Consider the following 25,082-nt stretch of genomic DNA (forward strand, 5'->3'; position numbering starts at 1 on the left):
CTGGAAATCTTAACCGAGCAATCGCTTGGTTAATCACAAGGAGGGCCCATGAGGCTGGGCGTCACCATGTTCCCGACGGATCTCGCCATGCCGATCCACGAGCTGGCCGGAGCGGCCGAGGAGCGCGGGTTCTCCTCCCTCTACGTGCCCGAGCACACCCACATCCCCGTCTCCCGCCGTACCCCCTACCCCGGAGCGGCCGGCGGCGAGCTGCCCGAGGAGTACCGGCGCACCCTCGACCCGCTCGTGGCCCTCTCCTTCGCCGCCGCCGCCACCCGGACGCTGGAGGTCGGCACCGGCATCCTGCTCGCCGCCCAGCGCGACCCCATCGTCACCGCCAAGGCCATCGCCTCGCTCGACCACCTGTCCGGCGGGCGGGTGACGGTCGGCGTCGGGTTCGGCTGGAACGTCGAGGAGATCGAGAACCACGGCGTCCCGTACGCCGGCCGCCGCGACGTCGCCCGCCGGCACGTCCTCGCCATGCAGGCGCTCTGGCGCGACGAGATCGCCTCCTTCGACGGCCTGCTGGACGGGGCCGAGCCGGCCTGGTCCTGGCCCAAGCCGCGCCGCCGCCCGCCGGTCTACCTCGGCGGCGCGGCGGGGCCGAAGCTCTTCTCCCACGTCGCCGAGTACGCCGACGGCTGGATGCCCATCGGCGGCAAGGGGATCAAGGCCGCGCTGCCCGCGCTCCGCGAGGCGTGCGAGCGGGCCGGGAGGCCGCCGGCCCGCGTCATCCCGTTCGGGACGCTGCCCACCGCCGAGAAGCTCGACCACTACGCGGGGCTCGGCGTCGAGGAGGTCGTCGCCGGGCTGCCGAGCGGCCCGGCCGACCGGGTGCTCCCGATCCTCGACCATTACGCCGAACTGATCGCGAAGACGGCATAATGCCGGAGCATGTCCGAGCTACGTCCCGACGACCCACGCCACCTGGGGTCCTACCGGTTGTCGCGGCGGCTCGGGCAGGGCGGGCAGGGCGTCGTCTACCTCGGCCACTCGCCGCAGGGCGCGCAGGTCGCGGTCAAACTGCTGCACGCCGGTCTCGCCGCCGACCCCGTCGTACGGCGGCGCTTCCTCGGCGAGGTCGAGGCCGTCCGGCGGGTGGCCGCGTTCTGCACCGCCCAGCTCCTCGACGCCGACCTCGAAGGCGACCGCCCCTACCTGGTCAGCGAGTACGTCGAGGGGCCGTCGCTGGGCGAGCACGTCACCGCCAGGGGGCCGCGGCTCGGCGGCTCCCTGGACCGGCTGGCCATCGGCACCGCCACCGCGCTCGGCGCCATCCACCGGGCCGGGGTCGTGCACCGGGACTTCAAGCCCGGCAACGTGCTGCTCGGCCTCGACGGGCCCCGCGTGATCGACTTCGGGGTGTCGCGCCTGGTGAGCACCGCGGTCACCACCGGGCTCTCGCCCGTCGGGACCCCCGCCTACCTGCCGCCCGAGCGGATCAAGGGCGAGGTCGCCGGGCCTCCGGCCGATCTGTGGGCCTGGGCGCTGACGGTGGCGTACACGGCCAGCGGGCGGCACGCGTACACGGGGGAGACCTACCAGGAGGTGCTGGCCAGGATCCTGTTCGGCCGGCCCGACCTGGGGCCGCTCACCGGGCGGCTGCGGGAGATCGTCGAGGCGTGCCTGGCGCCGGAGCCCGGTGACCGGCCGGACGCGGAGGAGGTGCTGCGGCGGCTGCTGGGCCAGGACGGCGCGGGCGGCGACGTCCTGACCTCGGGCGCCATGGCCGCCGTCCCCCCGCGCCCGGACACCACCGCCCCGCGTCCCGTCCCCACCACGGATCCGGCCCCCACCACCGCCTTTCCCGCCATCACCAGGTCCGATGCCGCCTTCGAGCCCCGGCCGGCGCGGCGGCGGCCACGGGTGTGGCAGGTCGCCGTCGGGCTGGCCGGGCTGGCGATGGCGGTCGGCGGAGCCGTCTACTGGCTTCAGGGCGCGCGCGGGCCCGGTCTGGCCGGCACCTGGACCGGCTCGGCCGAGCACGTCACGGCCGGGCGGGTGTTCCCCGTCGAGCTGCGCCTCGGCGAGGACGGCGCGGGCACCATGCGCTGGGGCAGCGACCTGCACTGCTCGGGCCGCGTCGCCCGCGACGGCGGCACCGGGACGGTGTACGCCCTCCACCGGGTCGCCGGCGACCAGTGCTACCCCGGGACGCTGCGGCTGCTCCCCACCTCGTACGCCGACCAGCTCGCCATCAAGGTGACCCGCGAGGGACAGGAAGAAGTGACGTATTCGGGCACGGTGACCCGCACGTCCTGAAGGCGAGTGTCACGGTCAGGCGGCATTGTCCCGCGCGAGGTTGACGGCAGGCAACCGGTTGCTTCCACTGGTAAGCAGGAACGGGTGGCGGCGAGGGGAGGCACCCGGTGCCAACGGCACAGCCGCTCAGGACGGGGGACCCGGCCCGGCTCGGTGCGTACGAGCTGTCCGGACGCCTCGGAGAGGGCGGCCAGGGCGTCGTGTTCCTCGGCGCGAGGGACGGCGAGGCGTACGCGGTCAAGCTGCTCCACGGGCCGGTGGGCGACGAGCGGGGCGCGTTCCTGCGGGAGGTGGAGCTGGCCAAGCACGTGGCGAGGTTCTGCACGGCGCAGGTGATCGACGCCGGGTTCGACGAGGGCCGGGCGTACATCGTGAGCGAGTACGTGGACGGGCCGTCCCTGGCCCGCGAGGTCGCCCTGACCGGGCCGCGGCGCGGGGGCGCGCTGGAGCGGCTGGCGGTCGGCACGGCGACGGCGATCGCCGCGATCCACCGGGCGGGCATCGTCCACCGCGACTTCAAGCCCCAGAACGTGCTGCTCGGCTCCGACGGGCCCCGGGTGATCGACTTCGGCCTCGCCCGCGCCCTGGACGCGGCGGCCACGGTGAGCGGCAGGGGCGTGGGCACGCCGGCCTACATGGCGCCGGAGCAGATCACCGCCTCGGCCGTCACCGGCAAGGCGGACGTGTTCTCGTGGGCCGCGACGATGTGCTTCGCCGCCAACGCCAGCGCACCCTTCGGGCAGGACTCCGTGGCGCCGGTCCTGCACCGGATCCTCACCGCCCCGCCCGAGCTCGGCCGGTTGGAGGGGCGGCTGCGCGCGCTGGTCGAGGCGTGCCTGGACAAGGACGCCAGGAACCGGCCGGGGAGCAGGGAGCTGCTGTTCGAGCTGCTGGGGGAGGCGTCGGCGGGCCTGCCCGCCGAGGTGCTCGCCACCCCGCCCCCGCACGTCCTCCACGCCGTGCCCCCGCCGGACCCGCCGGACCCGCCGCCCTCGCCCCTGGTTCCCGGGCAGCGCACGCCGGTCGCCGAGCCCGAGGCCACCGGCACCCCGGGCGGCTACGTGCTTCCAGGGTTCGGCGACCCCGGCGATCCCGGAGGCGGGAGCCCGCGCGTCGGCGGGGATCCCGCCAGGAAGGCGGGGTGGATGCGGGCGGCGCTCGCCGTCTGCGTGGCGCTGCTGGTGACCGCCACCGTGCTGCTCGCCGTCCTCGTCCCCACCCTCGGCAGGAACGGCCAGGCCGCCCAGGTGGCCGGGCCGGTGGCGGAGACGCGGCCCGTGACGTCCGGGCCCCGCACCACGAAGCCGCCGTCCACCACCGCCCCGCCCCGGCGGGGCCCGCAGAATCCGCCCGCCGACCGCACCGCGGCCCGGCCGGGCACGAACCCCGCCGGTCTCCCGTCCACCGCCGCCGTGCCGCCGCAGGCGACCGTCCCTGCGCTGACCGGCCTGGACCGGGCCGCGGCGGTCAAGGCCATCAAGCGGGCGGGTCTCGTCCCCGGCGCGGTGACCCGGACCGACTCGCGGGAGAAGATCGGCCAGGTGCTGTCCAGCGAGCCCGCCGCGGGCGCGCGGGCGGCCAAGGGCGCTGCGGTCGCGCTCCGCGTGTCGGCGGGCGTCCCCGTCCCGGCCGTGGCCGGACAGCAGCAGGCGGCGGCCCGGTCCGCCCTGGCCGCCGCGGGTCTGAAGGCCGGCGCGGTCGCCCGTACGTGCTCGGCCAAGCCGGACGACAGCGTCCTCGCCGCGCGGCCCGAGCCGGGCACGCGCGTGGCGGGCGGCACGGCGGTGGCGCTGACCGTGTCCCAGGAGGGCGTGAGCGTCCCCTCGGTGGTCGGCAGGGCGCGCGCGGACGGCCGCGCCGCGCTCCGGGCCGCGGGGCTCGCCGTACGGGTGCGGGGTCAGGTCGTCGACAACCCGTCGCAGGTCGGCACGGTCATCGCCCAGAGCCTCTCGCCCGGCACGTGCGCCGGGTCAGGGGCGGGCGTCGTCCTCACCGTCGGCCTGCGCAGCCAGTCAGGGCCCGGCCCCACCGAGCCCGCCGTCACCCCGACGGTCCCGTCCGGCGGCGGCGAGGTCCCCCCGACGTCGTCCTGAGCGGCGGGTCGTGGTCACAGGCCGCGGAACGCCTCCAGCAGCACCGCCTCGACCTCGTCCTCCGGCAGGTCCATGGTCTTGGCCACGCCCCACTGCAGCGCCCCGAGCAGCGCCCAGCAGCGTACGGTCGTCGCCGCGTCCGGGTCCTCCCCGGCGAGCTTGGCGAAGATGCCGTCACGGAAGGTGCGGATCGCCGCCGCCTCGGAGTCGGGCGAGACGGGCGAGACGGCGTCGTCGCCCGCCAGGTCCTCCATGAACAGCCGGATCACCGACCGGTAGCGGACCGCGAACGAGACCAGCGCCGCCACGAACGCCGGCCGGTCGGCGTGGTCGTCGCCGAGCAGCGCCAGCATGTCGCCGGCCACCGGGGACAGCAGCTCCGACGCCAGCCGGTCCTTCGGATGGAAGTGGTAGGCGACGGCGGTCTTGGTGAGGCCGACGGCGGCGGCGATGTCGGCGAGTGAGGTGGCCGCGTAGCCGCGCTCGGCGAACAACTCCCTGGCCGCGGCCAGGATCCGGGTGCGGGTGTCGTCGGCTGTGGTCATCGTCTCATTTCCCTGGGGGAGACAGCCTGCCGGAGGGTTCCGGCCTTATCGTAGGTCCTGTACGACCGTACAGGACGGTCGGCGAGGGTGGGGGCTGAGCGATGACGCGGTTGCTGGGGCGGCTGGGCGGCTGGTGCGCGCGGCACGGCGGGATCGTCCTCGCTTTATGGGTCGTGGTGGCGGCCGGCCTCATGGGAGCGAACCTCGCCTTCCCGAGCCCCACCAGCAACGACGCGAGCATCCCCGGCACCGACGCGCAGCGTGCCCACGACCTCATGAAGGAGGGCTTCGGGCCCGGCTACGACCAGGGCGGCAGCATCCAGCTCCTGGTCTACTCGCCCGACGGCCCGCTGCTTGAGGACAAGCGCAAGCGCGCCGTCGAGGACGCGATCGCGGGCATCCGCCAGGTGCCGCACGTCGACCAGGTGGACACGCCCTTCCGCGTCGGCGGCATCTCCTCCAACCTGCAGATCGGCATCATCGGCGTCAAGCTCGAAGGCCAGGACCCCAACAAGCTGGCCGAGACCACGCAGACCCTGTCGAAGGCCGCCGACCCCGCGCGCGCCGCCGGGCTGGAGGTCGTCCCCGCCGACAGCTCCAGCCCCGCCGACAAGGAGATCAAGACCGGGCCCAGCGAGATCATCGGCGTGGTGTGCGCGCTGCTGGTGCTGGTGTTCGCGTTCGGGACGCTGGTCGCCGCCATGATCCCGATCTTCGCGGCGCTGGTCAGCGTGACCTCGGGCCTCGGCCTGATCGGGCTGCTCGGCTGGGTCGTGGACATGCCCAAGCAGGCCGGCATCATGGCCACGATGATCGGCCTCGGCGTCGGCATCGACTACGCGCTGTTCCTGCTCTCCCGCCACCGCCGGCTGCTCGCCCAAGGCGTGCCGGTGGTCGAGTCCGTACGCCGCACGGTCGCGAGCTCCGGCGGCGCGGTCGTCTTCGCCGGCGGCACCGTGATCATCGCGCTGAGCGCGCTGCTGCTGGCCGGGTTCCCGCTGCTGGCCACGCTCGGCTGGGTCACCGGCATCTCCGTCGTCGCCGCCGTGCTGACCTCCATCACGCTCGTCCCCGCCCTGCTCGGGCTGCTCGGTCACCGCGTCAACGCGCTGAAGGTGCCCGGCCTGCGCGCCGCCGGCTCGGAAGGCCGCTCCGGCGGCGGCTGGGCCGGGCTCGGCTCGTGGGTGGCCCGCCGGCCGTGGCGGGTGCTGCTCGCCAGCGTGGTCGTGCTGGGCGCGCTGGCCGCCCCGGCGCTCGCGCTGAAGCTCGGCTCGCTCGACGAGGGGTACGGCACCCAGGGGTCGGACTCGCGGCGGGCGTACGAGCTGATGGCCACCGCCTTCGGCCCCGGCGCCAACGGCCCGCTCATCGTGGTCGCCGAGCTGCCGGAAAAGGTGAAGGACGCCAAGGACCCGCTGGTCAAGGAGCTCAAGAGCACGGTCGGGGACGTCGAGGGCGTCGCGCACGTCACCGACCCCAAGGTCAACGACTCGGGCCGCTCGGTGCTGCTCCAGGCGATCCCCGAGTACGCCCCCAGCGACAGCCGGACCGTGGACGTCGTCCACGACGTCAGGAAGATCGCGCTGCCCGGCGTGGACGTGCACGTCGGCGGCAAGGTCGCGGGCCTCACGGACGCCGGTGACCGCATGGCCGAGCGCACCCCGCTGGTCATCGGCGTGGTGGTGCTGCTCAGCGCGCTGCTGCTGCTGTTCGCCTTCCGCGCGCCGGTGGTCGCGATCAAGGCGGCGGTGATGAACCTGGTCTCGCTCGGGGCCGCGTTCGGCGCGCTGGCGCTGGTGTTCTCGGTCGGGCTCGGCAGCGGCCTGGTGGGCATGGACGCGCCGGTCAGCTCGTCCTACCTGCAGACGGTCTTCTTCACCGTGCCGATCGAGAGCTATGTGCCGCTGATGCTGTTCGCGGTGCTGTTCGGGCTGTCGATGGACTACGAGGTGTTCCTGCTGACGGCGGTGCGGCAGTCGTACGCGCGGCACGGGCGCAACGCGCGGGCGGTGGCCGAAGGGCTCGGCTCGACCGGGCGGGTCATCACCTCCGCCGCGCTGATCATGGTGGCCGTCTTCGTGGCGTTCATCGCCTATCCGGACGCGCTGGTGAAGACGTTCGGCGTGGGGCTCGCGGTGGCGATCGCGGTGGACGCCACGATCATCCGCGGCTTCCTGGTGCCGGCCACGATGGTGCTGCTCGGCCGGGCCAACTGGTGGTGCCCGCGCTGGCTGGACCGCCTCCTGCCGAACCTGTCGGTGGAGGGCCACGAGGAGGACGAGGAGGAGGCCGCCGCGCCGGCCCCTAGGCACCGCGAACCCGCCGGGGTGTAGGCCCCGGCGGGCCGTCAGTCGGGGTCGTCGGTGTCGCAGGCGGGGACCCAGCCGGTGACGCCGGTGGCCAGGTTGCGGCCGTGGTGCCACAGGGTGCTCTCGAACCAGCCGCAGCGGTGGAGCTCGTGCTCCTCCGAGCGGTAGAGGGCGAAGCCCTCGCCGGGCTGGCCGAGGCCGTTCTGGAGCGAGCTCGCCGTCGGCTCGCTCCAGAGGACGACGTCGGGCACCGCGAAGTCGTAGAGGCGGGCGGCGGAGGCCGGGACCGGGCCGCTCAGGGTGAGGACCCCGAGCAGACCGGCCGCGGCGGTGCGGGTGACGCGCATGTGTGCCTGCCTCTGTCGTGATGGTTCAGTCACTCGGAGTGAATATCACATTCCGCGCCGCCAGCCCAGATATCCGCCGTCCAGCGGGCGGGCGTCGAAACCGTGCTCGCGCAGCACCCGTACGGCCTCGGGCGAGACCACGCAGTACGGCCCCCCGCAGTAGGCCACGATCGAGGCGTCGCGCGGCAGCTCGGCCAGCCGTTCGCGCAGCTCGGCCAGCGGCACCGAGACCGCCCCGGGGACGTGCCCGGCCGCGTAGTCGGCGGCCGGGCGCACGTCGAGGACGAGCGTGGCCGGGTCGGTCAGGCGGCCGGCCAGCTCGCCGGCGGTGACGCCCTCCATCGTGCCGAGCCGGTCGCGCACGGCGTCGCGCAGGCCGGCCAGCCGGTCGTGGGCGAAGCCCTGCAGCTCGCCGAGGAAGCGGGAGACCCGCTCGTCGGCCAGCCGGTAGTAGACCCGCGGGCCGTCCCTCCTGCTGGTCACCAGGTGGGCGGCGCGGAGCTGCTGGAGCTGTGCCGAGGTGTTCTTGAGCGCGACGCCGGCCGCCGCGGACAGCTCCTCGACCGTGCGCTCGCGCTGGTCGAGCACGTCGAGCAGGCGCAGCCGCACCGGGCTGGCGAGGGCCTTGGCGACGCGGGCGAGCTGCTGGTAGATCGGCTCCTCGGGGAACTCGGACATCAGACCATGTACTGGTCGTGCCGGAGGTAGAGGTCCGTCCACTCCTCGGGCGTGAGCTCCCGGCCGGTGTTCGCGATGTCGGCCAGCTCCTCGAAGTACGCCTCGCGGGGCGCGCCCGGCGTGAAGAGGATCAGCATCGAGGCGGGCGCGCCGGACTCGTTGCGGAAGGCGTGGATGCCGCCCTCCGGCACGAACAGGAAGTCGCCGGGGCGGCCCGTGGCCCACGTCTCGCCGTTGAACAGCCTGATCTCGCCGGACAGCACGTAGAACGACTCGGTGATCGTGCGGTGGAAGTGGGGGCTGGGGCCGGACGGGTTGGGGCCCATCTCCCAGCGGTAGAGGCCGAACGCGCCGCCCGTGGAGTCTCCTGTGCCGAGGTAGTGGACCTGGGTGCCGTTCTCGCACATCCGCAGGTCGGGGGCGCGGTCGCCGGTCCGCAGGACGCCGCCGGTCGTGCCCTTCTCGCCTTCGTGACGGATCGGGGGGTAGGACATTCCGCCTCCTTCTAATGTTCTAAGGAAGCTTAGAATAGCCTAGAATGTGATGACCGTGCGCGCCACGGCCCCCTCCCGCACGTGGGCGACCGCGTCGTTGACCGCGTCGAGCGGGAGGCGTTCGGAGATCAGGCCGTCCAGGTCGAGGCGGCCCCGCCGATGCAGTCCCGCGAGCATGGGCAGGTCGCGGTGCGGCGCGGCGTCGCCGCCCTGGGTGCCCATGAGGCGGCGGGAGGCGAACAGCAGCCCCGGGTCCAGCTCCACCGGCCGGCCCGCCGGCGGGCTGCCGACCATGACCGTCGTGCCGCCCTGCCGCGTGGCGGCGAACGCCTGCGCCAGCACGCCGGGGACGCCGGTCACGTCGAAGGCGTAGTCGGCGCCGCCCCGTACCAGCTCGCCCACCTGCCGGGGGAGGTCGGCGGCGAGCAGCGTGTGGGTGGCGCCGAAGCGCTCGGCCAGCTTGAGCTTGGGCTCGGCCACGTCCGCCGCGACGATCGTGGTCGCGCCCGCCAGCACCGCGCCCTGCACGACGTTGAGCCCCACGCCGCCGCAGCCCACGACCAGGACCGACGAGCCCGGCTCCACCCGGGCGACGTTGAGCACCGCGCCCACGCCGGTGACGACGCCGCAGGCCAGCAGGGCCAGCGCGGCGAAGTCGGCGGCGGGGCCGACCTTGACGCACATGGTCTCGGCGACGACCGCGTACTCGGCGAAGGAGCCGATGCCGATGAAGCGGCGGGTCTCCCGCCCGTCCAGCCGGACGCGCGGCGCGCCGCCCGTGATGGCCTGCAGCCGGGCCGGGCCCGAGCACAGGTGGAACCGTCCCGCGCCGCAGTGCCGGCAGCGCCCGCACGGGCCGTTCATGGCGATGACGACGGGCTCGCCCGGCCTGAGCCCCGTGACGCCCGCGCCGACGCTCTCCACCACGCCCGCGCTCTCGTGGCCGAGGATGAACGGCGGCTCGCGCACGACGGGGCTCTTGCCGTCGATGGCCTTGAGGTCGGAGCCGCACACGCCGGACGCCTTGATCCGCACGCGGACCTCGCCGGGGCCGGGGTCGTCGATCTCCACCTCGCGGATCTCCATGGGGGCCTGGAACCCGGTCAGCACGGCCGCGCGCATCAGCATGCGCCTCACGGTAACCGGGCGGCCATATTCGAGCAAGCGGTTGCTAGGTAGGCCGTTGACGCCGGCGCGGTGTTCGCCGCCTACCTGGGCTGAGCGTGCCGCTCGGTGAAGGACAGGATCCGCCGCCAGGCGTCCTCGCAGGCGCTCTCCCACTCCTTGTACGAGCGGTCGAAGAACGAGTGCGGGGCGCCCTCGTACACGTGCTCCTCGTACGGGGTGCCGGCGCGCTCCAGCGCCGCCTCGTACGCCGCGAACTCCTCCGGCGTGGAGGCCGTGTCCGCGCCGCCGCGCAGCAGCAGGACCGGCGCGCCAGGACCGGTCTCCGGCGCCTGGATGGCCCGGAGCGCGCCGTAGAAGCCGATGCCGCCGGCGATGCCGTTGCCGCCCTCGTGGGCCTGCCGCCAGGAGTGCGCGCCGCCCATGCAGAAGCCGACCGTGAAGACCGGGCCGGGCAGCGCGTCGGTGGCGGCGCGCACGTCGGCGCGGATGCCGTCGGCGGTCAGCTGCCTGACGTGCGTCATGTGGTCGAAGTCGTCGCCGCGGTCGCCGGTGCCCGCGGTGCGGCCGAAGTAGTCGATCGCGATCGTGCGGAAGCCCGCCTCGGCGAAGCGCAGCGCGAGGTCGCGGTAGAACGGGTGCAGCCCGCGCACGTCCGGCATGATCACGACGCTGCGGCCGTTCGGCTCGGCGGGCTCGGCCCTGAAGGCCATGAAGCGGTTGCCGTCGGCCGCGGTCAGCTCGAACTGCTCGTGCGAGGCCACCTCGCCCTGGACGGGCGGAGCGGGCGGCCTGCTGTCGGTGGAGTGGCACATGTCCGCCAGCATGCCCCCAAGGATCACGGATATCCACCTGCGGAGGAGTATCGCGCCGTCTGTCGTGGAAGGTCAGAGGCATGACCTATCACCCCAACCTCGATCCCGAGCTGCGCGCCGCGATCGAGGCGGCGCCCATGCCCGTGGTCGACCTCGCGGCCATGACGCCGGAGGAGCTGCGGGCGCGGCGCGCGGAGACCGCCGCGTTCGTGGCCGCCGTGCCGCGGCCGGAGACCGAGGTGTCCATCGAGGACCGGCACGTCCCTGGGCCGGACGACGCCCCCGAGGTGCGGGTGCGGATCTACCGCCCGCCGGGCGGCGGCACGGAGTTGCCGGGCCTCTACTGGATCCACGGCGGCGGCATGATCATGGGCAGCCCCGAGTTCGACGACGCCATGATGATCGACTACGTCGAGCGGCTCGGCCTGGTCGCGGTCTCCGTGGACTACCGGCTGGCCCCGGAGCATCCGCATCCCGCGCCGGTCGAGGACTGTTACGCGGGGCTGGCGTGGACCGCCAAGTCCGCCGCCGAGCTGGGCATCGACCCGGCCAGGCTGGCGGTGGGCGGGGCCAGCGCGGGCGGCGGGCTCGCGGCGGCGACGGTGCTGCTGGCCCGCGACCGAGGCGGTCCCGACGTGGCCTTCCAGCTTCTGATCTGCCCCATGCTGGACGACCGTGACGCCACGCACTCCAGCGAGCAGCACGCCGACGCCGTGGTGTGGGACAGGGCCGCGAACCGCTACGGGTGGAAGGCGCTGCTCGGCGAGCGGGCGGGCGGGCCCGGCGTGTCCCCGTACGCCGCCCCGGCGCGGGCCGAGGACCTGTCGGGGCTGCCGCCGGCGTTCGTGGACGTGGGCGAGATGGAGGTGTTCCGTGACGAGGACATGGACTACGCCTCGCGGCTGGCGCGGGCCGGGGTGTCGACCGAGTTCCACCTCTACCCGGGGGCCTTCCACGGGTTCGACATGATGGTGCCGGACGCGGCGCTGAGCCGCCGGGCGCGGGAGGCGAGGATCGCGGCGCTGCGGCGGGCGTACGGGGTCTGACCGGGAGGCTGGGCAACCAACCAAGCGTGCGCTAGGTTGGTTGTCGTGGATCTCGACTTCTCCCCGGCCGAGCGGGACTTCCGCGCCGAGGTTCGCGACTGGCTGAGCGCCAACGTCCCCGATCCGCCGCTGCCGTCCATGGACACCGCCGAGGGCTTCCAGGCGCACCGTGCCTGGGAGGCGCGGCTCGCCGCCGCCCGGCTCTCGGTGGTCTCCTGGCCCGAGGAGTACGGCGGCCGCGGCGCCTCCCTCATCGATTGGCTGATCTTCGAGGAGGAGTACTGGGCCGCCGGCGCGCCGGCCCGCGTCACCCAGAACGGGATCTTCCTGCTGGCCCCGTGCCTCATGCGGTTCGGCACCCCGGAGCAGCGCGCCCGCTGGCTGCCGCGCATGGCCTCCGGCGCCGACGTCTGGGCCCAGGCCTGGTCCGAGCCCGAGGCGGGCAGCGACCTCGCCGCGCTCACCTCCCGCGCCGAGCCCGCCCCCGGCGGCGGCTGGCTGCTCCACGGGCACAAGACGTGGAGCTCGCGGGCCGCCCACGCCACCCACGGCTTCGGCCTCTTCCGCACCTCGGGAGCGCGGCACCAGGGCCTGACCTACGTGATGTTCCCCCTGGACGAGGTCGCGGTCCGCCCGATCGCCCAGCTCGACGGGCTGCCCGGCTTCGCCGAGCTGCACCTCGACGGCGTACGGGTCGAGGAGTCGATGGTGCTGGGCGAGGCCGGACAGGGCTGGTCCATCGCCATGGCCACCACGTCCTCGGAACGCGGCCTCACCCTGCGCAGCCCCGGGCGCTTCCTCGCCACCGCCGACCGGCTCCTCGCGCTGGCCCGCGCGTCCGGTGACCCGGCGGCGGCCGACCGGGCGGCGCGGTGCTGGACGGAGGCGGAGGCGTACCGGCTGCACACGTACGCGACCGCGCGCCGCATCATGGCGGGGGAGGAGACCGGGGCGGCGGCCAGCCTCGGCAAGATCTTCTGGTCGGAGCTGGACCTGCGCATGCACGCCCTCGCCCTGGAACTGCTCGGCGAGCGGGCGGGGGAGACGCCCTGGCTGGACGGCTTCCTGTTCGCGCTGGCCGGGCCCATCTACGCGGGCACGAACGAGATCCAGCGCACCATCGTCGCCGAACGCGTCCTGGGGCTGCCGCGATGAACTTCGCCTTCACCGACGAGCAGCTCGCGTTCGGCGCGGCCGTCCGCGACGTGCTGCGCGACGCCTGCCCCCCGGCCGCGCTGCGCACCGAGCGGCGGCCCGGCTGGCGGCGGCTCGCCGGGCTCGGCCTCTTCGCCGCGCTGCTGCCGCCCGAGCGCGACGGGCTCGGGCTCGGGCTGACCGACGTGCTGCCCGCGCTGGAGGAGATCGGGCGGGCCTGCCTGCCGGGTCCGGTCGCGGAGACCGCCGTGACCGCGCCGCTGCTGCCCGAGGCCGCCGCCGGCGAGGTGTGCGTGAGCGTCCTCGCTCCGGGGCAGGCGTACGCGGCGGACGCCGACCTCGCCGACCTCCTCGTGGTGCTCGGCGAGGACGAGGCCCGGCTGGTCAGCGGGGAGGCGGCCAGGCTCGACCCGCGGCCGGGGATCGATCCGTGCCGGCCGCTGTTCGCCGTCGCCTACGACACGTCCGAGCCGCTGGAGGCGCCGGCCGCCCCCGTGCTGCACCGGCTCGCCGTGGCGGGTGCGGCGCAGCTCGTCGGCGTGGCCAGGGAGCTGCTGGCGCGCTCCGTGGCCTACGCGCGGGTCCGGACGCAGTTCGGGGCGCCCATCGGGACCTTCCAGGCGGTCAAGCACCGGCTCGCCGACGTGGCGGTGGCCGTGGAGTTCGCGGCGCCGCTCGTGTGGCGGGCCGCCCTCGCGCTGGACGCCGGGGCGCCCGCCGCCGGCAGGGACGCGAGCGCCGCCAAGGCCGCCGCCGGGGAGGCCGCCGCGCTCGCCGCCCGCTCCGCGCTCCAGGTGCACGGGGCCGTCGGCTACACCGACGAGCTGGACCTGCGGTTCTGGCTGGCCCGCGCCTGGTCGCTCGGGGCGGCGTACGGGACCAGCGCCGTCCACCGCGAGCGGGTGCGGTCCGCGCTGCTCGGCGGCGACGCGCGGAGGTGGCCGTGAAGTTCGGGGTGCCGCTCGGGCTGCTGCATCCGGCCGCGTGGAAGGACGTCGCGGTGGCGGCCGACGAGCTGGGGTTCGAGTCGGTGTGGCTGCCCGAGCACCTGGTCTTCGCCACCGACCTGTCGCTCGCGGTCTATCCGGGTGGCGACGATCCGGGGATCAGGCCGGAGACGCCGCTGTTCGACGCGCCCGCGTACCTCTGCTGGCTGGCCGCGCACACCAGCCGGGTCCTGCTCGGCACCGCCGTGCAGCTCCTCGCGCTGCGCCACCCCTTCGTGTCGGCGCGCGCCTTCGCCACCCTGGACGTGGTGTCGGGCGGGCGGGCCGTGTGCGGGGTGGGGGCCGGCTGGTACCGGGGCGAGTGGGACGCCGCCGGGATCCCGTTCGAGACGCGCGGGGCTCGGCTGGACGAGGCCATCGCGGTGGTACGGCGGCTGTGGACCGAGCCGGTGGTCGCCCACTCCGGCAGGTTCTACTCCTTCCCGGAGGTCGCCTTCGAGCCCAAGCCGGTGCAGCGGCGGCTGCCGGTGCTCGCGGGCGGCGAGTCGGCGGCGGCGCTGCGCCGGGCCGCGCGGCTCTGCGACGGGTGGATCAGCATGCCGCACACCCTCGGCTCCATCAGGCCGCAGCTTGACCGGCTGGGGGGCGGGGTGCCGGTGACGGCGCACGCGTACGCGCTGGGCTCCCCCGACGAGGTGCCCGCGTGGGCGGCGCTGGGCGTGGAGCGGCTGATCGTCCGGCCGTGGACGCGGGGCCGTGACGCGGTCGCCGCCCTGACGGCTTTCGCCGCCCGGTACGGGATCGGCCGAGATATACAAACGATCGGTCGTTAATGTAGTTTGTGTTCATGACACAAGACGGCCGGCGGCTGCGCGGGTTGCGCAGCCGCGAGGCGATCCTTGAACGGGCGGTGGGCCTGGCCTCCGTCGAAGGGCTGGACGGGCTCTCGCTCGGACGACTGGCGGCGGCGACCGGCACCAGTAAGTCCGGATTTTTTGCCCATTGGCGCGATAAAGAGCAACTACAGCTCGACGCCGTGGACTGGGCCGCCCGCCAGTGGTCCGAGCGGGTGGTGGCGCCCGCCCTGCGGGCCCCGGCCGGGGTGCGGCGGCTGTTCGCGCTGCACGAGGCGCGGCTGAGCTTCTACGGCGAGGGCGCGCTTCCCGGCGGGTGCTTCTTCTTCACCGTCCAGGCCGAGTTCGACGACCGTCCCGGTGCGTTGCGCGACCGCGTGGCGCGCGCCATGCGCGAGTGGCAGGAGTTCATCCGGCGGCTGGTGACCGAGGCCGTGGCGATGGGCGAGCTCGCGGAGAGCGTGGACGCCGCGCAGCTCGCGTACGAGATCGACGCGCTCGGGGAGATGGCGATCATCCACTCGCGCCTGCTCGACGGGCCGGCCTCCCTCGTCCACGCGCGCCGCGCCGTGCTGCAACGCCTGCGCGCGCTCTGCCCCGACCCCACGCTCCTCCCGGAGGACTGATCATGATCGAAGACGGCGTGCACGAACCGGTCCAGGTGCATTTCGACGACCTCGACGCCATGGGCCTGCTGCACAACTCCCGCTACGCCCTGCTCGTCGAGCGGGCGGTCGGCGCGTACTGGCAGCGCCTGGGCTGGGCCCCGGACCCCGCCGGGTCGGCGTTCAAGGACGTCTTCCTGGCCGTACGCGAGTTCAAGGTGACCTACCACGTGCCCATCGTGGGGCCAGGCGAGCCGCTGGTGCACTTCTGGATGGAGCGCATGGGCCGCACCAGCGGCGTCTACGGCTTCCGCGTGCTGTCGGCCGACCGCACGGTGGTCCACGCGGAGGGCTATCGCGTCAACGTCAATCTGGACCCGGCCACCCTGCGGCCCGCGCCGTTCAGCGACGAGCTGCGCGCCGCCGCCGGACCGCTGCTCCGCCGGACGGCGGCGGCGTGCTGAGGCCCCCGCCTAGGCGCGGTGGCGGCCCCGGCTGCGGTGGCCGGTGGAGGTGGCGCTGATCGCGCCGACCAGCTCGCGCTCCTCGTGGCGGTGCCGGCGGCCGCGCGGCAGCAGGTCCACGAAGGGCTCCTCGGCGGGCGGGTCCTGGCGGCGGCGGCGCCCCCGGTAGGAGGCGGGCACGGGGGCGGGGCCGCCGTCGAGGACGTCGCCGGTCCAGGCGGGGGCGAAGGCGTCGAACGAGCTGGTCGCCTCCGGGATGACGATCCGCTGGAACGGGCCGGTCTCGAAGACGAACGCGCCCGTGTCGCGCGGGTCGGCGTCGTCGTGGATGCGCCGCATCGGGCCGGTGTCCCAGCACGGCTCGAAGGGGCCGACGTCCACCGGCTCGCCGAAGGCGTCGGCGTCGGCGTGGCGGCCGGCGCGCCGGTAGGGGTTGTCGACGGCGATGCCGGTGCGCGGGCCGGGGCCGGCGGCACGACGGCCCCGGCGCAGCGGCGCGGCGTCCGCGAACGGGTCGAAGGGCCGGGCCTCCCTGATGCGGCGTACCTGCTCGGCGGGCGAGGCGTCGCTGCCGCTGCCGCCCGCCGCGACGAGACGGGCGTCCCTGGCTCCGACGGGGGACGTGCCGGCCGCGACCACGTCGGCGTCGCCCCGCACGAACGGCGTCTCGGCGGCGAACAGGTCGGCGTCCTCCCGCGCGAAGAGGGTCTCCGCGGCGGTGCGGGCGAGCGGGGTCTCCGCGGCGGTGAGGCCGGCGGCGGACGCGGCGAACAGGTCGGGGGTGGCCGTCGCGGCGACGAGGCCGGCCGTGGTGGCCGGTGCCGTGGTGAGGCTGGGGCCCGTGGCGGGCTCGGCGGCGCCGGCGGCGAGCGTACGGGTCCAGGCGGGCCGCGGGATCGGCACGGCGGCGCCGCGGCGCTTGCGGCGGCGTCCGCCGCGGGACGGGGCCGGACGCGGGGCGGGGGAGGCGGCGGCCACGGCGGCGCGTACCCGGTTCTGGCGGGTCTTGGCGACGGCGAGCAGCGCCAGGGCGGCCACCAGCGTCGAGCCGATCAGCGTCGGCGAGGAGATGGCCGGGAGCGGTCCAGTGGCGCTCGGGTCGGCGTGCGCGGGCAGCGGCTCGGCGGTGGCCGCGGTCGTGTCGGCGGTGGTCGGCTTGGCGTGCTTGCCCAGCTTGTTCCCCTGGCCGGCGGCGGAGGCGGCCGGGGACGGGACGGCGCCCGTGCCGGTCGTCGCATCCGTCGTCGCGCCCGCCCGCGCGCCCGTCTTCACGTCCGCCGGGGAGCCGGCGGACCGCTCGGTCTTCTTCGGGGGCGTGGTCTGCGTCTTGGAGGCGGTGGTCCGCTCGCTCTTCTTCTCCCGGGAGGCGAGCGGGGGCCGGGCGCCGCTCTCCTGCTCGGCGCCGGTCTGCGGGATCATCGCGGTGAGCGAGCCGTCCTGCACGTAGAGCGTGGGGGCGCCGGGGCCGGAGTCGGGCGGCAGCGACCCTTCGACCTCGGACTTCTTCGCCTTTTTCGCGTCGAGCCGGGCCTTGACCACGTCGGGGTAGCCGTAGCCGACGACCTTGCTGGTGTCACGTTCCTTGCGCTTGGCGACGCCGCCGTCGATGTTGCCCTCGATCGTGATGATCTTGTTGCCCTCGACGCGGACCACGACGCCGACGTGGTCGATGCGGTCGATGCTCTTGGAGCCGCTCCAGTCGTAGAAGACGAACGCGCCCGGCTTGGGCTTGGTGCCCCAGGCGCCCTGCTTCTTGAACCACTTCGCGTGCTCCACCGTCCACGCGAACTGCCCCATCCACTCCTCGTAGCCGAGCTTGTGCGCGGCCCAGGAGAGGAACATGTCGCACCAGGGGGCGGCGGTGTAGTCGGCGTCGAACTCGACGTTCTTGCCGTACCAGTCGCCGAACTTGGTGTACGCGCCGGCCTTCTCGGCGTAGCCGAGCTGGCTCTGGAGCAACTCGATGAACTTCTGCGTCTCTGGCGTCATGGAAGTATGCGGGCACCTTCCGGGCAAGACCGGTTTCGCCCCACGCAGCACCGGGTAGAGATGCCCCCTGTGACTGGTGGGACAAGACCGGAGGCTTGTCATCTACCGTGATGAAGCGAGGTTACCGTGCCGTAACCGCAGGTCAAGCACGCGCAAAGGGACGGCAAAGCCTGTGGGGCAAGGAAATCGCAGGTCAGGATGCTGCCAGAAATGTCCTAGCGCGCGCTGTTTAACGGTAAAAGATCTACATGTCCCAAGGGTTAGTAATCAGTAGCCCGCGCCCGTGAGCAGGCCGCCGTCCACGGTGAACTCGCTGCCCGTGCAGTAGCTGGACCGGTCCGAGGCGAGGAACGCCACCACGTGCGACACCTCCACCGGCTCGGCGAAGCGCCTGATCACCATCGCCTTGACGAACGCCTCCGCGTCCACCTCCCGCGCGAGGTCCGGGTCCTGCACCATCGGCGTGTTGATCGCCCCCGGATGCACCGAGTTCACCCGGATCCCGAACCTGGCCAGCTCCCGCGCCGCCGACTTCGTGATGCCGCGCAGCGCGAACTTCGAGGCCGCGTACGCCGACAGCCCCGCCGCGCCGATGAGGCCCTCGATGGAGGAGATGTTCACGATCGAGCCGCCGCCGGCCGCCGTCAGGGGGTCGATCACCGTCTTGACGCCCAGCCATGCGCCCTTCAGGTTGACGTCGACGACCCGGTCGAACTCCTCGGGCGGCATGTCCGCGATGCGGCCGTACCTGAGGATGCCGGCGTTGTTGACCAGCACGTCCAGCCGGCCGTGCAGGCCCAGGGCGGTGCCCACGGCCCGTTGCCACTCGGCCGCGCTGCGCACGTCGTGCCGGACGTAGGCGGCGCCCGTCTCCTCGGCCAGCGCCTTGCCCTCCTCGTCCAGGACGTCGCCGAACACCACCCGCGCGCCCTCGGCGAGGAACAGCCGCACGTGCGCCGCGCCCATGCCCCGCGCGCCGCCGGTGATCAGCGCGACCTTGCCGTCAAGCAGCCCCATGCTCTCCTCCTGCCGCCACGGCCGCAGCGGCCGCCTCCATGGTCCGGTAGACCGGGATGCCCGCCGCCGCCGCGACGCGCCGTACCTCGTCCTCGACGCCCGGCGGCGCGCAGTCGCCGTTCCTGGTGACGAGCGTGAACCGGGTGCGCGGCAGCGCCTCCTGGGCGGCGGCCAGCGCGTGCGCGTAGGCGTACAGGGCCTCCGGGGCGTCGCCGTAGGTGAAGAACGCCTGCACGTTGACGTGCGCCACCACGTCGCGGAACGCCCGCCGGCGCAGGATCGCCGCGACCACGGCGGGCACCAGGTCCGGACGGCCGAGAGGGCCCACCGGCACCTCCAGGGGGTTGCCGGAGGCCGCCACGCCGAGCCCGCGCAGCTCGCCGGCCACGTCCCCGGGCAGCGGGTCCAGGCGCACCCCGGCGGCGCCGAACGCGTCCGCCGCCAGCACGCTCGCGCCCCCGCTCGGCCCCACCACCAGCACCCCGTCCCCGTCGGCGGGACGTGAGCCGTGGGCCTGGAAGTACGCGAGCACGCCGATGAGGTCGTCCTGGCTCGTCACCAGCGCCGCCCCGGCCTGCTCGGCGACCGCCTCCCACAGGCGCAGGTCGCTCACCAGGCCGCCGGTGTGCGAGGCGGCGGCCGCCCTGCCCTGCCCGGTACGCCCGCCCACCAGCAGCACGACCGGCCGGTCCAGAACGCGCAGCGCCTCGTACAGCTCCCGCCCGTCGCGCGGGTCCTCCAGGTACAGGCCGACGGCCCGCGTCCGCTCGTCCCGCGCCAGCCAGCGCAGCAACTCGGCGGGGGTGACGTCGGCGGCGTTCCCGACGGTGACGACCCGGCTGAACGCGAGGCCGCGCCGCTCCCCGACCTTGATCACCTCGCCGGCGAGGCCGCCGCTCTGCGAGATCAGCGCCACCGAGCCCGGCGGCCCCAGCCCGCCGCCGACGAACGTCTGCCGGCCGCGCGGGCAGTAGACGCCCATGCAGTTGGGCCCCAGCAGGCGGGTGCCCGCCGCGCGGGCGGCGGCGGCCAGCTCCTCCTCCAGCGTGGCGCGGCCCGCCTCGCCGAAGCCGCCGCTCATCACCTGCACGAACGGCACGCCCGCCGCCTGCGCCACCACCTCGGCGCAGCGCTCGGCGGGCACGGCGACCAGCGCGTAGTCCACGCCGGCGGTCGCGGCGGCCTCGGCGAGCGAGCGCACGGCCGGCACGCCCGCCACCTCCTCCGCCCTTGGGTGCACGGCGACCAGCGGGACCCCGGCGGCCCGGTAGAAGTCGAGGAACATGTTCCCGAAGGTGGGCCGCGTGGCGGAGGCGCCCACGACGGCCACCGCCCGCGGCTCGAACAGCGGCAGGAAGTCGGTCGCCGCGCCGCGCACGACGGCTGGGGGCGGCGCGGCGGGCAGGTGGCGGGCGTCCACCGCCGTCACGCCGTCCGGGGTCGCGATCACGGGGTTCAGCTCGAACTCGCCGAGCTCCAGCCGTTCCCACAGCCCGCCGGGACCGCCGACCGCCAGCAGCAGCTTGACCAGCGCGGCCAGGTCCACCGGCGGCCGGCCCCTGCTCCCCGCGAGCAGCGGGGCGGCGCGCAGCGAGGCCAGCATGCGCCGCACGTCCGGCTCCGGCACCGGGCACAGCCGCAGCGCCGTGTCGCGCAGCGTCTCCGCCCACACGCCGCCCAGCCCGGTGAGCAGCACCGGGCCGAACGCGGGGTCCCTGACCAGGCCCACGATCAGCTCGACCCCGGCCGCCGCCTGCTCCTCGACCAGGAACCCGGCGAGGTGCGGCACCCGTTCGCGCATCCGGGCCGCCGCGCCAGGCAGCTCGGCCGCGCGCAGCCCGAGCACCACCGCCCCGGCCTCCGACTTGTGCACCAGCCCTGGCCCGAACGCCTTCAGTACCAGCGGCTCGGCCAGCTCGCCGGCCGCACCGAAGTCCTCCGCGCCGGCGGGGAGCACGATGCCGCGCGGCACCGGCACCCCGGCCTCGCGCAGCATCGCCTTGACGGCGTGCTCGTGCACGTGCTCGGGGACCTGCTCCTGCGCGCTCACCCGAGCAGGTGCCCGTACTGGTCGCGGATGGCCTTGCGGAGCAGCTTGCCCGGCCCGCCCGAGGCGTCCTGCGAGTGCGGCAGCTCCTCCGCCACCACGATGTGGTCGGGACGCCGGTGCGCCGGCAGGGTGTCGGCCAGGGCGAGCGCGAGCTTGGAGGCGTCCAGCGAGTGCCCGGCGCGCGGCACGACGGCCAGCAGGATGCGCTGGTCGGCGGCGCCCTCGGGCACCCCGACGGCCCCCGCCTCGGCGACGCCGTCGAGCGCCGCGGCTGCCTCCTCGACGGCGGCGGGCTGCGTCCACACACCGCCCTTGACGATCGCGTCCTCGCGGCGGCCCAGGACGCGCAGCACGCCGTCGGCGGAGACGGAGCCGAGGTCGCCGCCGACGTACCAGTCGCCGCGCAGCACCTCGGCCGTCCGCTCCGGCAGGCCGTCGTAGCCCGCCATGCGGTGCGGCCCGGCCAGGTTGATCTCGCCGACCTCGTCGATCACCCGGCGGCCGCCCGGGTCCGTGACCCGTACGGCGTTGCCGGTGCGGGCCCGGCCCGAGGAGCCGAGCGGCGTCGAGCCGTCGTCCACCCGGCCCATGCACGTGTACGGAGCCTCGGTCTGCCCGTAATAGGAGTAGACGCCCGCCTCGGGCAGCCGGGCCTTGATCCGGTCGAGCATGGGAGCGGTGAGCGGCTCGCCGCCCAGCATGATCACCCGGATGGACGACAGGTCCACGCCCTCGTGATCGGGCGAGCCCAGCAGCGCCGCGTAGAACGACGGGATCTGCGACACGTGCGTGACCCGCTCGCGCGGCACGACCCGCAGGAAGTTCGCCGGCCCCCAGTCCTGCTCCAGCACCAGGCGCAGGCCGGCGTACAGGGCGGGGCCGACGATGGCGGGGAAGCCGATGCCCCAGATGATCGCGCCGGTGCCGAACACCGCGTCCGGGCCGCGCGGCACGTCCAGCCAGATCTGCGCGGTGGCCAGCGACGAGGCGTGCGTGTGCACGACCGCCTTCGGCAGGCCGGTGGTGCCCGAGGTGTAGTAGAGCGCGAGCGGGTCGTCGTGGAAACCGGCGAGCGGCGGCTCGGCGTCCGGGCCGCCGGCCAGTTCGCCGGCGTCGATCCACGTGGTGACCTGGGGCAGCGAGTCCCTGATCCGCCCGACCGTCTCCGCCACGGTCGCGTCGTGCACGAACGCCGTGCAGCCGGAGGCGGCCACCACGTCCCGCAGCGTCTCGACCGGCCAGTACGGGTTCAGCGCCGCCGTCACCGCCCCGATCTTGGCCTGCGCCAGGTAGACCTCGGCCACCGTCAGCGTCTCGTTGAGCAGCGCCGCCACCCGCCGCCCCGGGCCGATCCCGGCGGCGAGCAGGGCGTTGGCGCGGCGGTTGACGTTGGCGTTCAGCTCCTCGTAGGTGAAGCTCCGCTCGCCGCAGTACGTCAGCGCCACCCGGTCGGGGGTGCGCATCGCGCCGGCGGTCAGGATCGCGTGGCCGTAGTTGCCGTACGGTGATCGTGCCATGGGGGCGCCTCCAGGTCGGCGGGGCTCAGAGGGGGGAATAGAGCACGAAGACGTTGCCCGAGGGATCGCGCAGCACGGCCCGCCGCTCGTGCGGCCCCTCCTCGGGGCCGCGCACCACCTCGGCCCCGCGCCCGGCCAGCTCGCGCACGCTCTCCCGCACGTCGTCCACCTTGTACGACGGCGCCGCCGCCGGCGTGACGTGCTCGGCCGGCCCGGCCAGCGCCACGGTGACGCCGCCCCCGTCCAGCGCCGCGAACCGGTCGCCGTCGCGGAACTTCACCGGCAGCCCGTAGAAGGCGATGGCCTCGTCCAGGTCGGCCACCGGGATCAGCACGTTGCCCAGCTTCACGCGGGCCTCCAATGCGGCAACTCGTTGACGAACGTCACCCGCACCGGCATGCCGATGCGTACCTCCTCCGGCGCGCACCCCACCACGTGCCCGAACGCGCGCACGCCGGCGGGCAGGTCCACCCACGCCGTCACGTACGGCTCCCGCCCCTGGTAGCCGGGCGCGAACGACCGGTGGACGACGGTGAACGTGTGGACCACGCCTGTCCCGCCGACCGGCTCGTACGTCAGCTCGCCGCCGCCGCACCACGGGCACGCCGCCTCGGGGAGCTGCACCCATCGGCCGCAGCCCGCGCAGCGCTGGACGACCAGCTCGCCCCGCGCGCAGGCGGCCCGGTACCCGGCCAGGTGGGCGGGCGGGTCGGGGGGAGGGCTGGTGGCGGTGTCGGCGCTCATCGCTTGCCAAGCTAGCGCACGCTTGGTTGCCCGGCAAGGGCGTGTCCCGTCACTCGACGGGGACCAGCGTCCCCACGTGCTCGGGCGCCCCGCCGGGATCGCGGGACGCGGCGTCGCCGGCGGGGGTGGCGTCCTCGGCGGTGGCGACGTTCTCGGCGGTTGTGGGGTCGTTGGCGGGGTCGTTGGCGGTGGCCGGGGCGTTCACGGGGCTGGGGGAGGGGCCGGTGGGCGGGGTCGAGGCCGGGGTGGGGCAGGCGGGACCGTCCACCGGGACCTCGCTCACCTGGGGGCCGTTGCCCGAGGCGGGCTCGGTCATCACCAGGATGCCGACGTAGACGCGCCGGTCGCAGGCCACCGTGCCGGGGTCGTGACCGACGGCGCTGGTGTACGACGTGTGGCCGCTCAGGACGAGGGTCTCCTGGTGCAGCGTCGTGGCGGGGGCGTCGTCGCCGTCGCGCCGCGTGTAGGTCACCCGCAGCCGCACCTGGCCGGTCCCGTTCGCGGCGACCCGTACCGAGCCGGACCGGCCGCTCCAGCCGACGATCGTGGCCGCCCGCACGGCGGGCCGCGCGGGCCCGGTGGCCGACGCGGTGGCGGTGGCGGACGGGGTGGCGGTGGCGGACGGGGTGGCGGACGGGGTGCGGCGAGGGGCGGCGGCGCTGGTCCTGCCCGGCGTGGCGGCGGGCGTGCGCGGCGCGGCCCCGCCGGTGGCGCCGGGCGTGGGACGCCTGGTGGGCCCGGTCGTGGGGCCGGTCGTGGGCACGGTCGCGCCGGTGGTGGCGTCGGCGGGCGAGGGGGCGGGCTCGGACTTCTCCTCGGGCGGCGGCAGGAGGATCGCCCCCGGCCCGGTAGGCAGCCGCCCGCCCGACAGCACGATCCCGATCGCCACCGCCATGACCAGCACGCCCGTCACCCACAGGTGCGGCGGGAGGCGCGGCATGCGCGCGAGCCGGTCGCGCAGCGCCACCGCCGGGCCGCCGCCGCTGGTGGCGCGGTCGGTGCGTGCCAGCGGGAAACGGAGGGCCAGCAGCGTGGCCAGCTCGGCCAGGTGGCGGCGACCGCGTTTCTCCCACTCGGGGCCGTAGCCGGCGACCGCGTCCTCCTCCAGCTCGGCGGCGAACCGGCGGGCGGAGGCGTACCGGTCGGCCGGGTCCTTGGCCAGGCCGCGCCGGAGCAGGTCGCGCAGCGTGTCCGGCACCACCTCCAGAGGGATCGGCTCGGTCAGGTGCCGGTCCCTGGTGGCCGGCACGTCCAGCTCCTCCTGGCCGCCCTCCCCGGCGGCGCGGAACGGCGGCCGTCCCCTGACCGCCTCGAACAGGGTGCAGGCGGCGGCGTACAGGTCGGCGGGCGGGCCGGTCTCGTGCCTGGTCCACAGCTCGGGCGACATGTACGGCGGGCTGCCCGCGGGCACGCCAGGCTCCTCGGCGTGCACCACGACGCCGAAGTCGGTGAGCTTGCTGGTGCCGTCCGCCTGGACGAGGACGTTCTCCGGCTTGACGTCGCGGTGCGCCACGCCCCGCTCGTGCGCGGCGGCCAGGGCCAGCAGGACGCCCTTGAGCACGGCGAGCGCGGCCTCCGGTGTCACGTGGCCGTGCTCGTCCAGCAGCGTGCGCAGGGAGACGCCGTCCACCAGCTCCATGACGAGCGCCGCGCGGGTCGGGGTCTCGACGTACTCGTAGAGGCGGACGATGTCGGGGTCGTCGAGCTCGACCAGCTGGTGGGTGTCCGACCGGAAGCGCTCCATGAACTCGGCGTCCCTGCGCAGCGTGGCGTTCAGGTATTTGATCGCCACGTAGGCGCCGGTCGCCTGGTACGTGGCGAGGAACACGCGGCCGGTGCGGCCCGCGCCGAGCTGGCGTACTTCACGGTAACCAGGGACCAAGTCCTACCCCCATGTGGCGGCCGTCTCTGGGTTCGACGGTCTCACCCGGGGTTCGGGTTGTCACGAGTGCGGCTATTTCGCCGTGAGTTAACCCCTTATGACGGGAGGTGGCGGTGATACCCTCCTTATACCAAGCAAGCGCTC

23 protein-coding genes are annotated in these 25,082 nt (G+C 74.9%); 10 read left to right on the forward strand and 13 right to left on the reverse strand.

The genetic code is table 11. The annotated features are described in order from the left end of the window. Positions 1-48: 48 nt before the first annotated feature. From Nocox_RS09455 to Nocox_RS09465, 3 genes are all read left to right on the forward strand, one after another. Positions 49-885 carry an LLM class F420-dependent oxidoreductase gene (locus tag Nocox_RS09455; RefSeq protein WP_020544275.1) on the forward strand — a complete coding sequence of 279 codons (837 nt, stop codon included), beginning with the start codon at positions 49-51 and terminating at the stop codon, positions 883-885. A 9-nt stretch (positions 886-894) separates the two neighbouring features. Further along, a complete protein-coding gene (locus Nocox_RS09460; protein ID WP_084685727.1) occupies positions 895-2,262 on the forward strand; it encodes a serine/threonine-protein kinase in 1,368 nt (455 codons plus the stop codon). A gap of 107 nt (positions 2,263-2,369) precedes the next feature. After that, a complete protein-coding gene (locus tag Nocox_RS09465) occupies positions 2,370-4,355 on the forward strand; it encodes a protein kinase domain-containing protein (RefSeq protein WP_020544276.1) in 1,986 nt (661 codons plus the stop codon). A gap of 14 nt (positions 4,356-4,369) precedes the next feature. On the opposite strand, the gene Nocox_RS09470 is transcribed toward Nocox_RS09465, so the two are convergent. Continuing rightward, positions 4,370-4,900 carry a TetR/AcrR family transcriptional regulator gene (locus Nocox_RS09470; RefSeq protein WP_020544277.1) on the reverse strand — a complete coding sequence of 177 codons (531 nt, stop codon included), beginning with the start codon at positions 4,898-4,900 and terminating at the stop codon, positions 4,370-4,372. A gap of 101 nt (positions 4,901-5,001) precedes the next feature. On the opposite strand from Nocox_RS09470, the gene Nocox_RS09475 reads away from it, so the two are divergent. Further along, entirely contained in the window at positions 5,002-7,233 is a 2,232-nt protein-coding gene (locus Nocox_RS09475) for an MMPL family transporter (protein ID WP_020544278.1), read from the forward strand. A 14-nt stretch (positions 7,234-7,247) separates the two neighbouring features. Here Nocox_RS09475 and Nocox_RS09480 read toward each other — a convergent pair whose 3' ends face one another. The 5 genes from Nocox_RS09480 to Nocox_RS09500 all read right to left on the reverse strand — a co-directional run bounded on the left by Nocox_RS09480 (position 7,248) and on the right by Nocox_RS09500 (position 10,680). Continuing rightward, complete coding sequence (locus tag Nocox_RS09480) at positions 7,248-7,556, reverse strand: hypothetical protein (RefSeq protein WP_020544279.1); 309 nt, start codon at positions 7,554-7,556, stop codon at positions 7,248-7,250. Between the two features lie 45 nt (positions 7,557-7,601). Next, positions 7,602-8,234 carry an ArsR/SmtB family transcription factor gene (locus tag Nocox_RS09485; RefSeq protein ID WP_020544280.1) on the reverse strand — a complete coding sequence of 211 codons (633 nt, stop codon included), beginning with the start codon at positions 8,232-8,234 and terminating at the stop codon, positions 7,602-7,604. Continuing rightward, positions 8,234-8,728, reverse strand: a complete 495-nt coding sequence (locus Nocox_RS09490; protein WP_020544281.1) for a cupin domain-containing protein — start codon at positions 8,726-8,728, stop codon at positions 8,234-8,236. Before Nocox_RS09490 ends, Nocox_RS09485 begins: the two co-directional genes overlap by 1 nt. Before the next feature lie 39 nt (positions 8,729-8,767). Continuing rightward, positions 8,768-9,856: an alcohol dehydrogenase catalytic domain-containing protein gene (locus Nocox_RS09495; RefSeq protein WP_020544282.1), complete on the reverse strand. Its 1,089-nt coding sequence runs from the start codon at positions 9,854-9,856 to the stop codon at positions 8,768-8,770. 80 nt (positions 9,857-9,936) lie between these two features. After that, complete coding sequence (locus Nocox_RS09500; protein ID WP_020544283.1) at positions 9,937-10,680, reverse strand: dienelactone hydrolase family protein; 744 nt, start codon at positions 10,678-10,680, stop codon at positions 9,937-9,939. Positions 10,681-10,748: 68 nt separating this feature from the next. Here Nocox_RS09500 and Nocox_RS09505 point away from each other — a divergent pair, with 68 nt between their 5' ends. The 6 genes from Nocox_RS09505 to Nocox_RS09530 are packed head-to-tail and all read left to right on the forward strand — an operon-like array spanning position 10,749 to position 15,739. After that, positions 10,749-11,714: an alpha/beta hydrolase gene (locus Nocox_RS09505; protein ID WP_020544284.1), complete on the forward strand. Its 966-nt coding sequence runs from the start codon at positions 10,749-10,751 to the stop codon at positions 11,712-11,714. A 45-nt stretch (positions 11,715-11,759) separates the two neighbouring features. After that, positions 11,760-12,869, forward strand: coding sequence for an acyl-CoA dehydrogenase family protein (locus Nocox_RS09510; protein ID WP_020544285.1), 1,110 nt, complete (start codon positions 11,760-11,762; stop codon positions 12,867-12,869). Further along, positions 12,866-13,816, forward strand: coding sequence for an acyl-CoA dehydrogenase family protein (locus Nocox_RS09515; RefSeq protein WP_020544286.1), 951 nt, complete (start codon positions 12,866-12,868; stop codon positions 13,814-13,816). The genes Nocox_RS09510 and Nocox_RS09515 overlap by 4 nt, the downstream gene beginning before the upstream one ends. Continuing rightward, positions 13,813-14,649, forward strand: a complete 837-nt coding sequence (locus tag Nocox_RS09520; protein WP_033409636.1) for a TIGR03619 family F420-dependent LLM class oxidoreductase — start codon at positions 13,813-13,815, stop codon at positions 14,647-14,649. The genes Nocox_RS09515 and Nocox_RS09520 overlap by 4 nt, the downstream gene beginning before the upstream one ends. A 14-nt stretch (positions 14,650-14,663) precedes the next feature. Next, a complete protein-coding gene (locus Nocox_RS09525) occupies positions 14,664-15,296 on the forward strand; it encodes a TetR/AcrR family transcriptional regulator (RefSeq protein WP_026214563.1) in 633 nt (210 codons plus the stop codon). 2 nt (positions 15,297-15,298) lie between these two features. Next, on the forward strand, positions 15,299-15,739 hold the full coding sequence (locus Nocox_RS09530) for an acyl-CoA thioesterase (protein WP_020544289.1): 441 nt from the start codon (positions 15,299-15,301) through the stop codon (positions 15,737-15,739). 9 nt (positions 15,740-15,748) lie between these two features. Here Nocox_RS09530 and Nocox_RS09535 read toward each other — a convergent pair whose 3' ends face one another. The 7 genes from Nocox_RS09535 to Nocox_RS43660 form a co-directional block, all read right to left on the reverse strand. Continuing rightward, positions 15,749-17,728 (reverse strand): CHAP domain-containing protein, encoded by a 1,980-nt coding sequence (locus Nocox_RS09535; protein ID WP_020544290.1) that lies wholly within the window; start codon positions 17,726-17,728, stop codon positions 15,749-15,751. 267 nt (positions 17,729-17,995) lie between these two features. Continuing rightward, positions 17,996-18,745 carry a glucose 1-dehydrogenase gene (locus Nocox_RS09540; RefSeq protein WP_020544291.1) on the reverse strand — a complete coding sequence of 250 codons (750 nt, stop codon included), beginning with the start codon at positions 18,743-18,745 and terminating at the stop codon, positions 17,996-17,998. Then, the gene (locus Nocox_RS09545; protein ID WP_020544292.1) at positions 18,732-20,795 is read right to left on the reverse strand and encodes an acetate--CoA ligase family protein; all 2,064 of its coding nucleotides are present in this window, start codon (positions 20,793-20,795) and stop codon (positions 18,732-18,734) included. Before Nocox_RS09545 ends, Nocox_RS09540 begins: the two co-directional genes overlap by 14 nt. Next, a complete protein-coding gene (locus Nocox_RS09550; protein WP_020544293.1) occupies positions 20,792-22,312 on the reverse strand; it encodes a class I adenylate-forming enzyme family protein in 1,521 nt (506 codons plus the stop codon). Before Nocox_RS09550 ends, Nocox_RS09545 begins: the two co-directional genes overlap by 4 nt. Positions 22,313-22,337: 25 nt before the next feature. Then, on the reverse strand, positions 22,338-22,661 hold the full coding sequence (locus Nocox_RS09555) for a VOC family protein (protein WP_343224372.1): 324 nt from the start codon (positions 22,659-22,661) through the stop codon (positions 22,338-22,340). Further along, positions 22,658-23,056, reverse strand: coding sequence for a Zn-ribbon domain-containing OB-fold protein (locus Nocox_RS09560; protein WP_020544295.1), 399 nt, complete (start codon positions 23,054-23,056; stop codon positions 22,658-22,660). The genes Nocox_RS09555 and Nocox_RS09560 overlap by 4 nt, the downstream gene beginning before the upstream one ends. Positions 23,057-23,105: 49 nt before the next feature. Continuing rightward, on the reverse strand, positions 23,106-24,938 hold the full coding sequence (locus tag Nocox_RS43660; RefSeq protein WP_219495593.1) for a protein kinase domain-containing protein: 1,833 nt from the start codon (positions 24,936-24,938) through the stop codon (positions 23,106-23,108). Positions 24,939-25,082: the final 144 nt, after the last annotated feature.

The organism is Nonomuraea coxensis DSM 45129, assembly GCF_019397265.1.
In the GTDB taxonomy this organism is placed as follows: Bacteria; Actinomycetota; Actinomycetes; order Streptosporangiales; family Streptosporangiaceae; genus Nonomuraea; species Nonomuraea coxensis.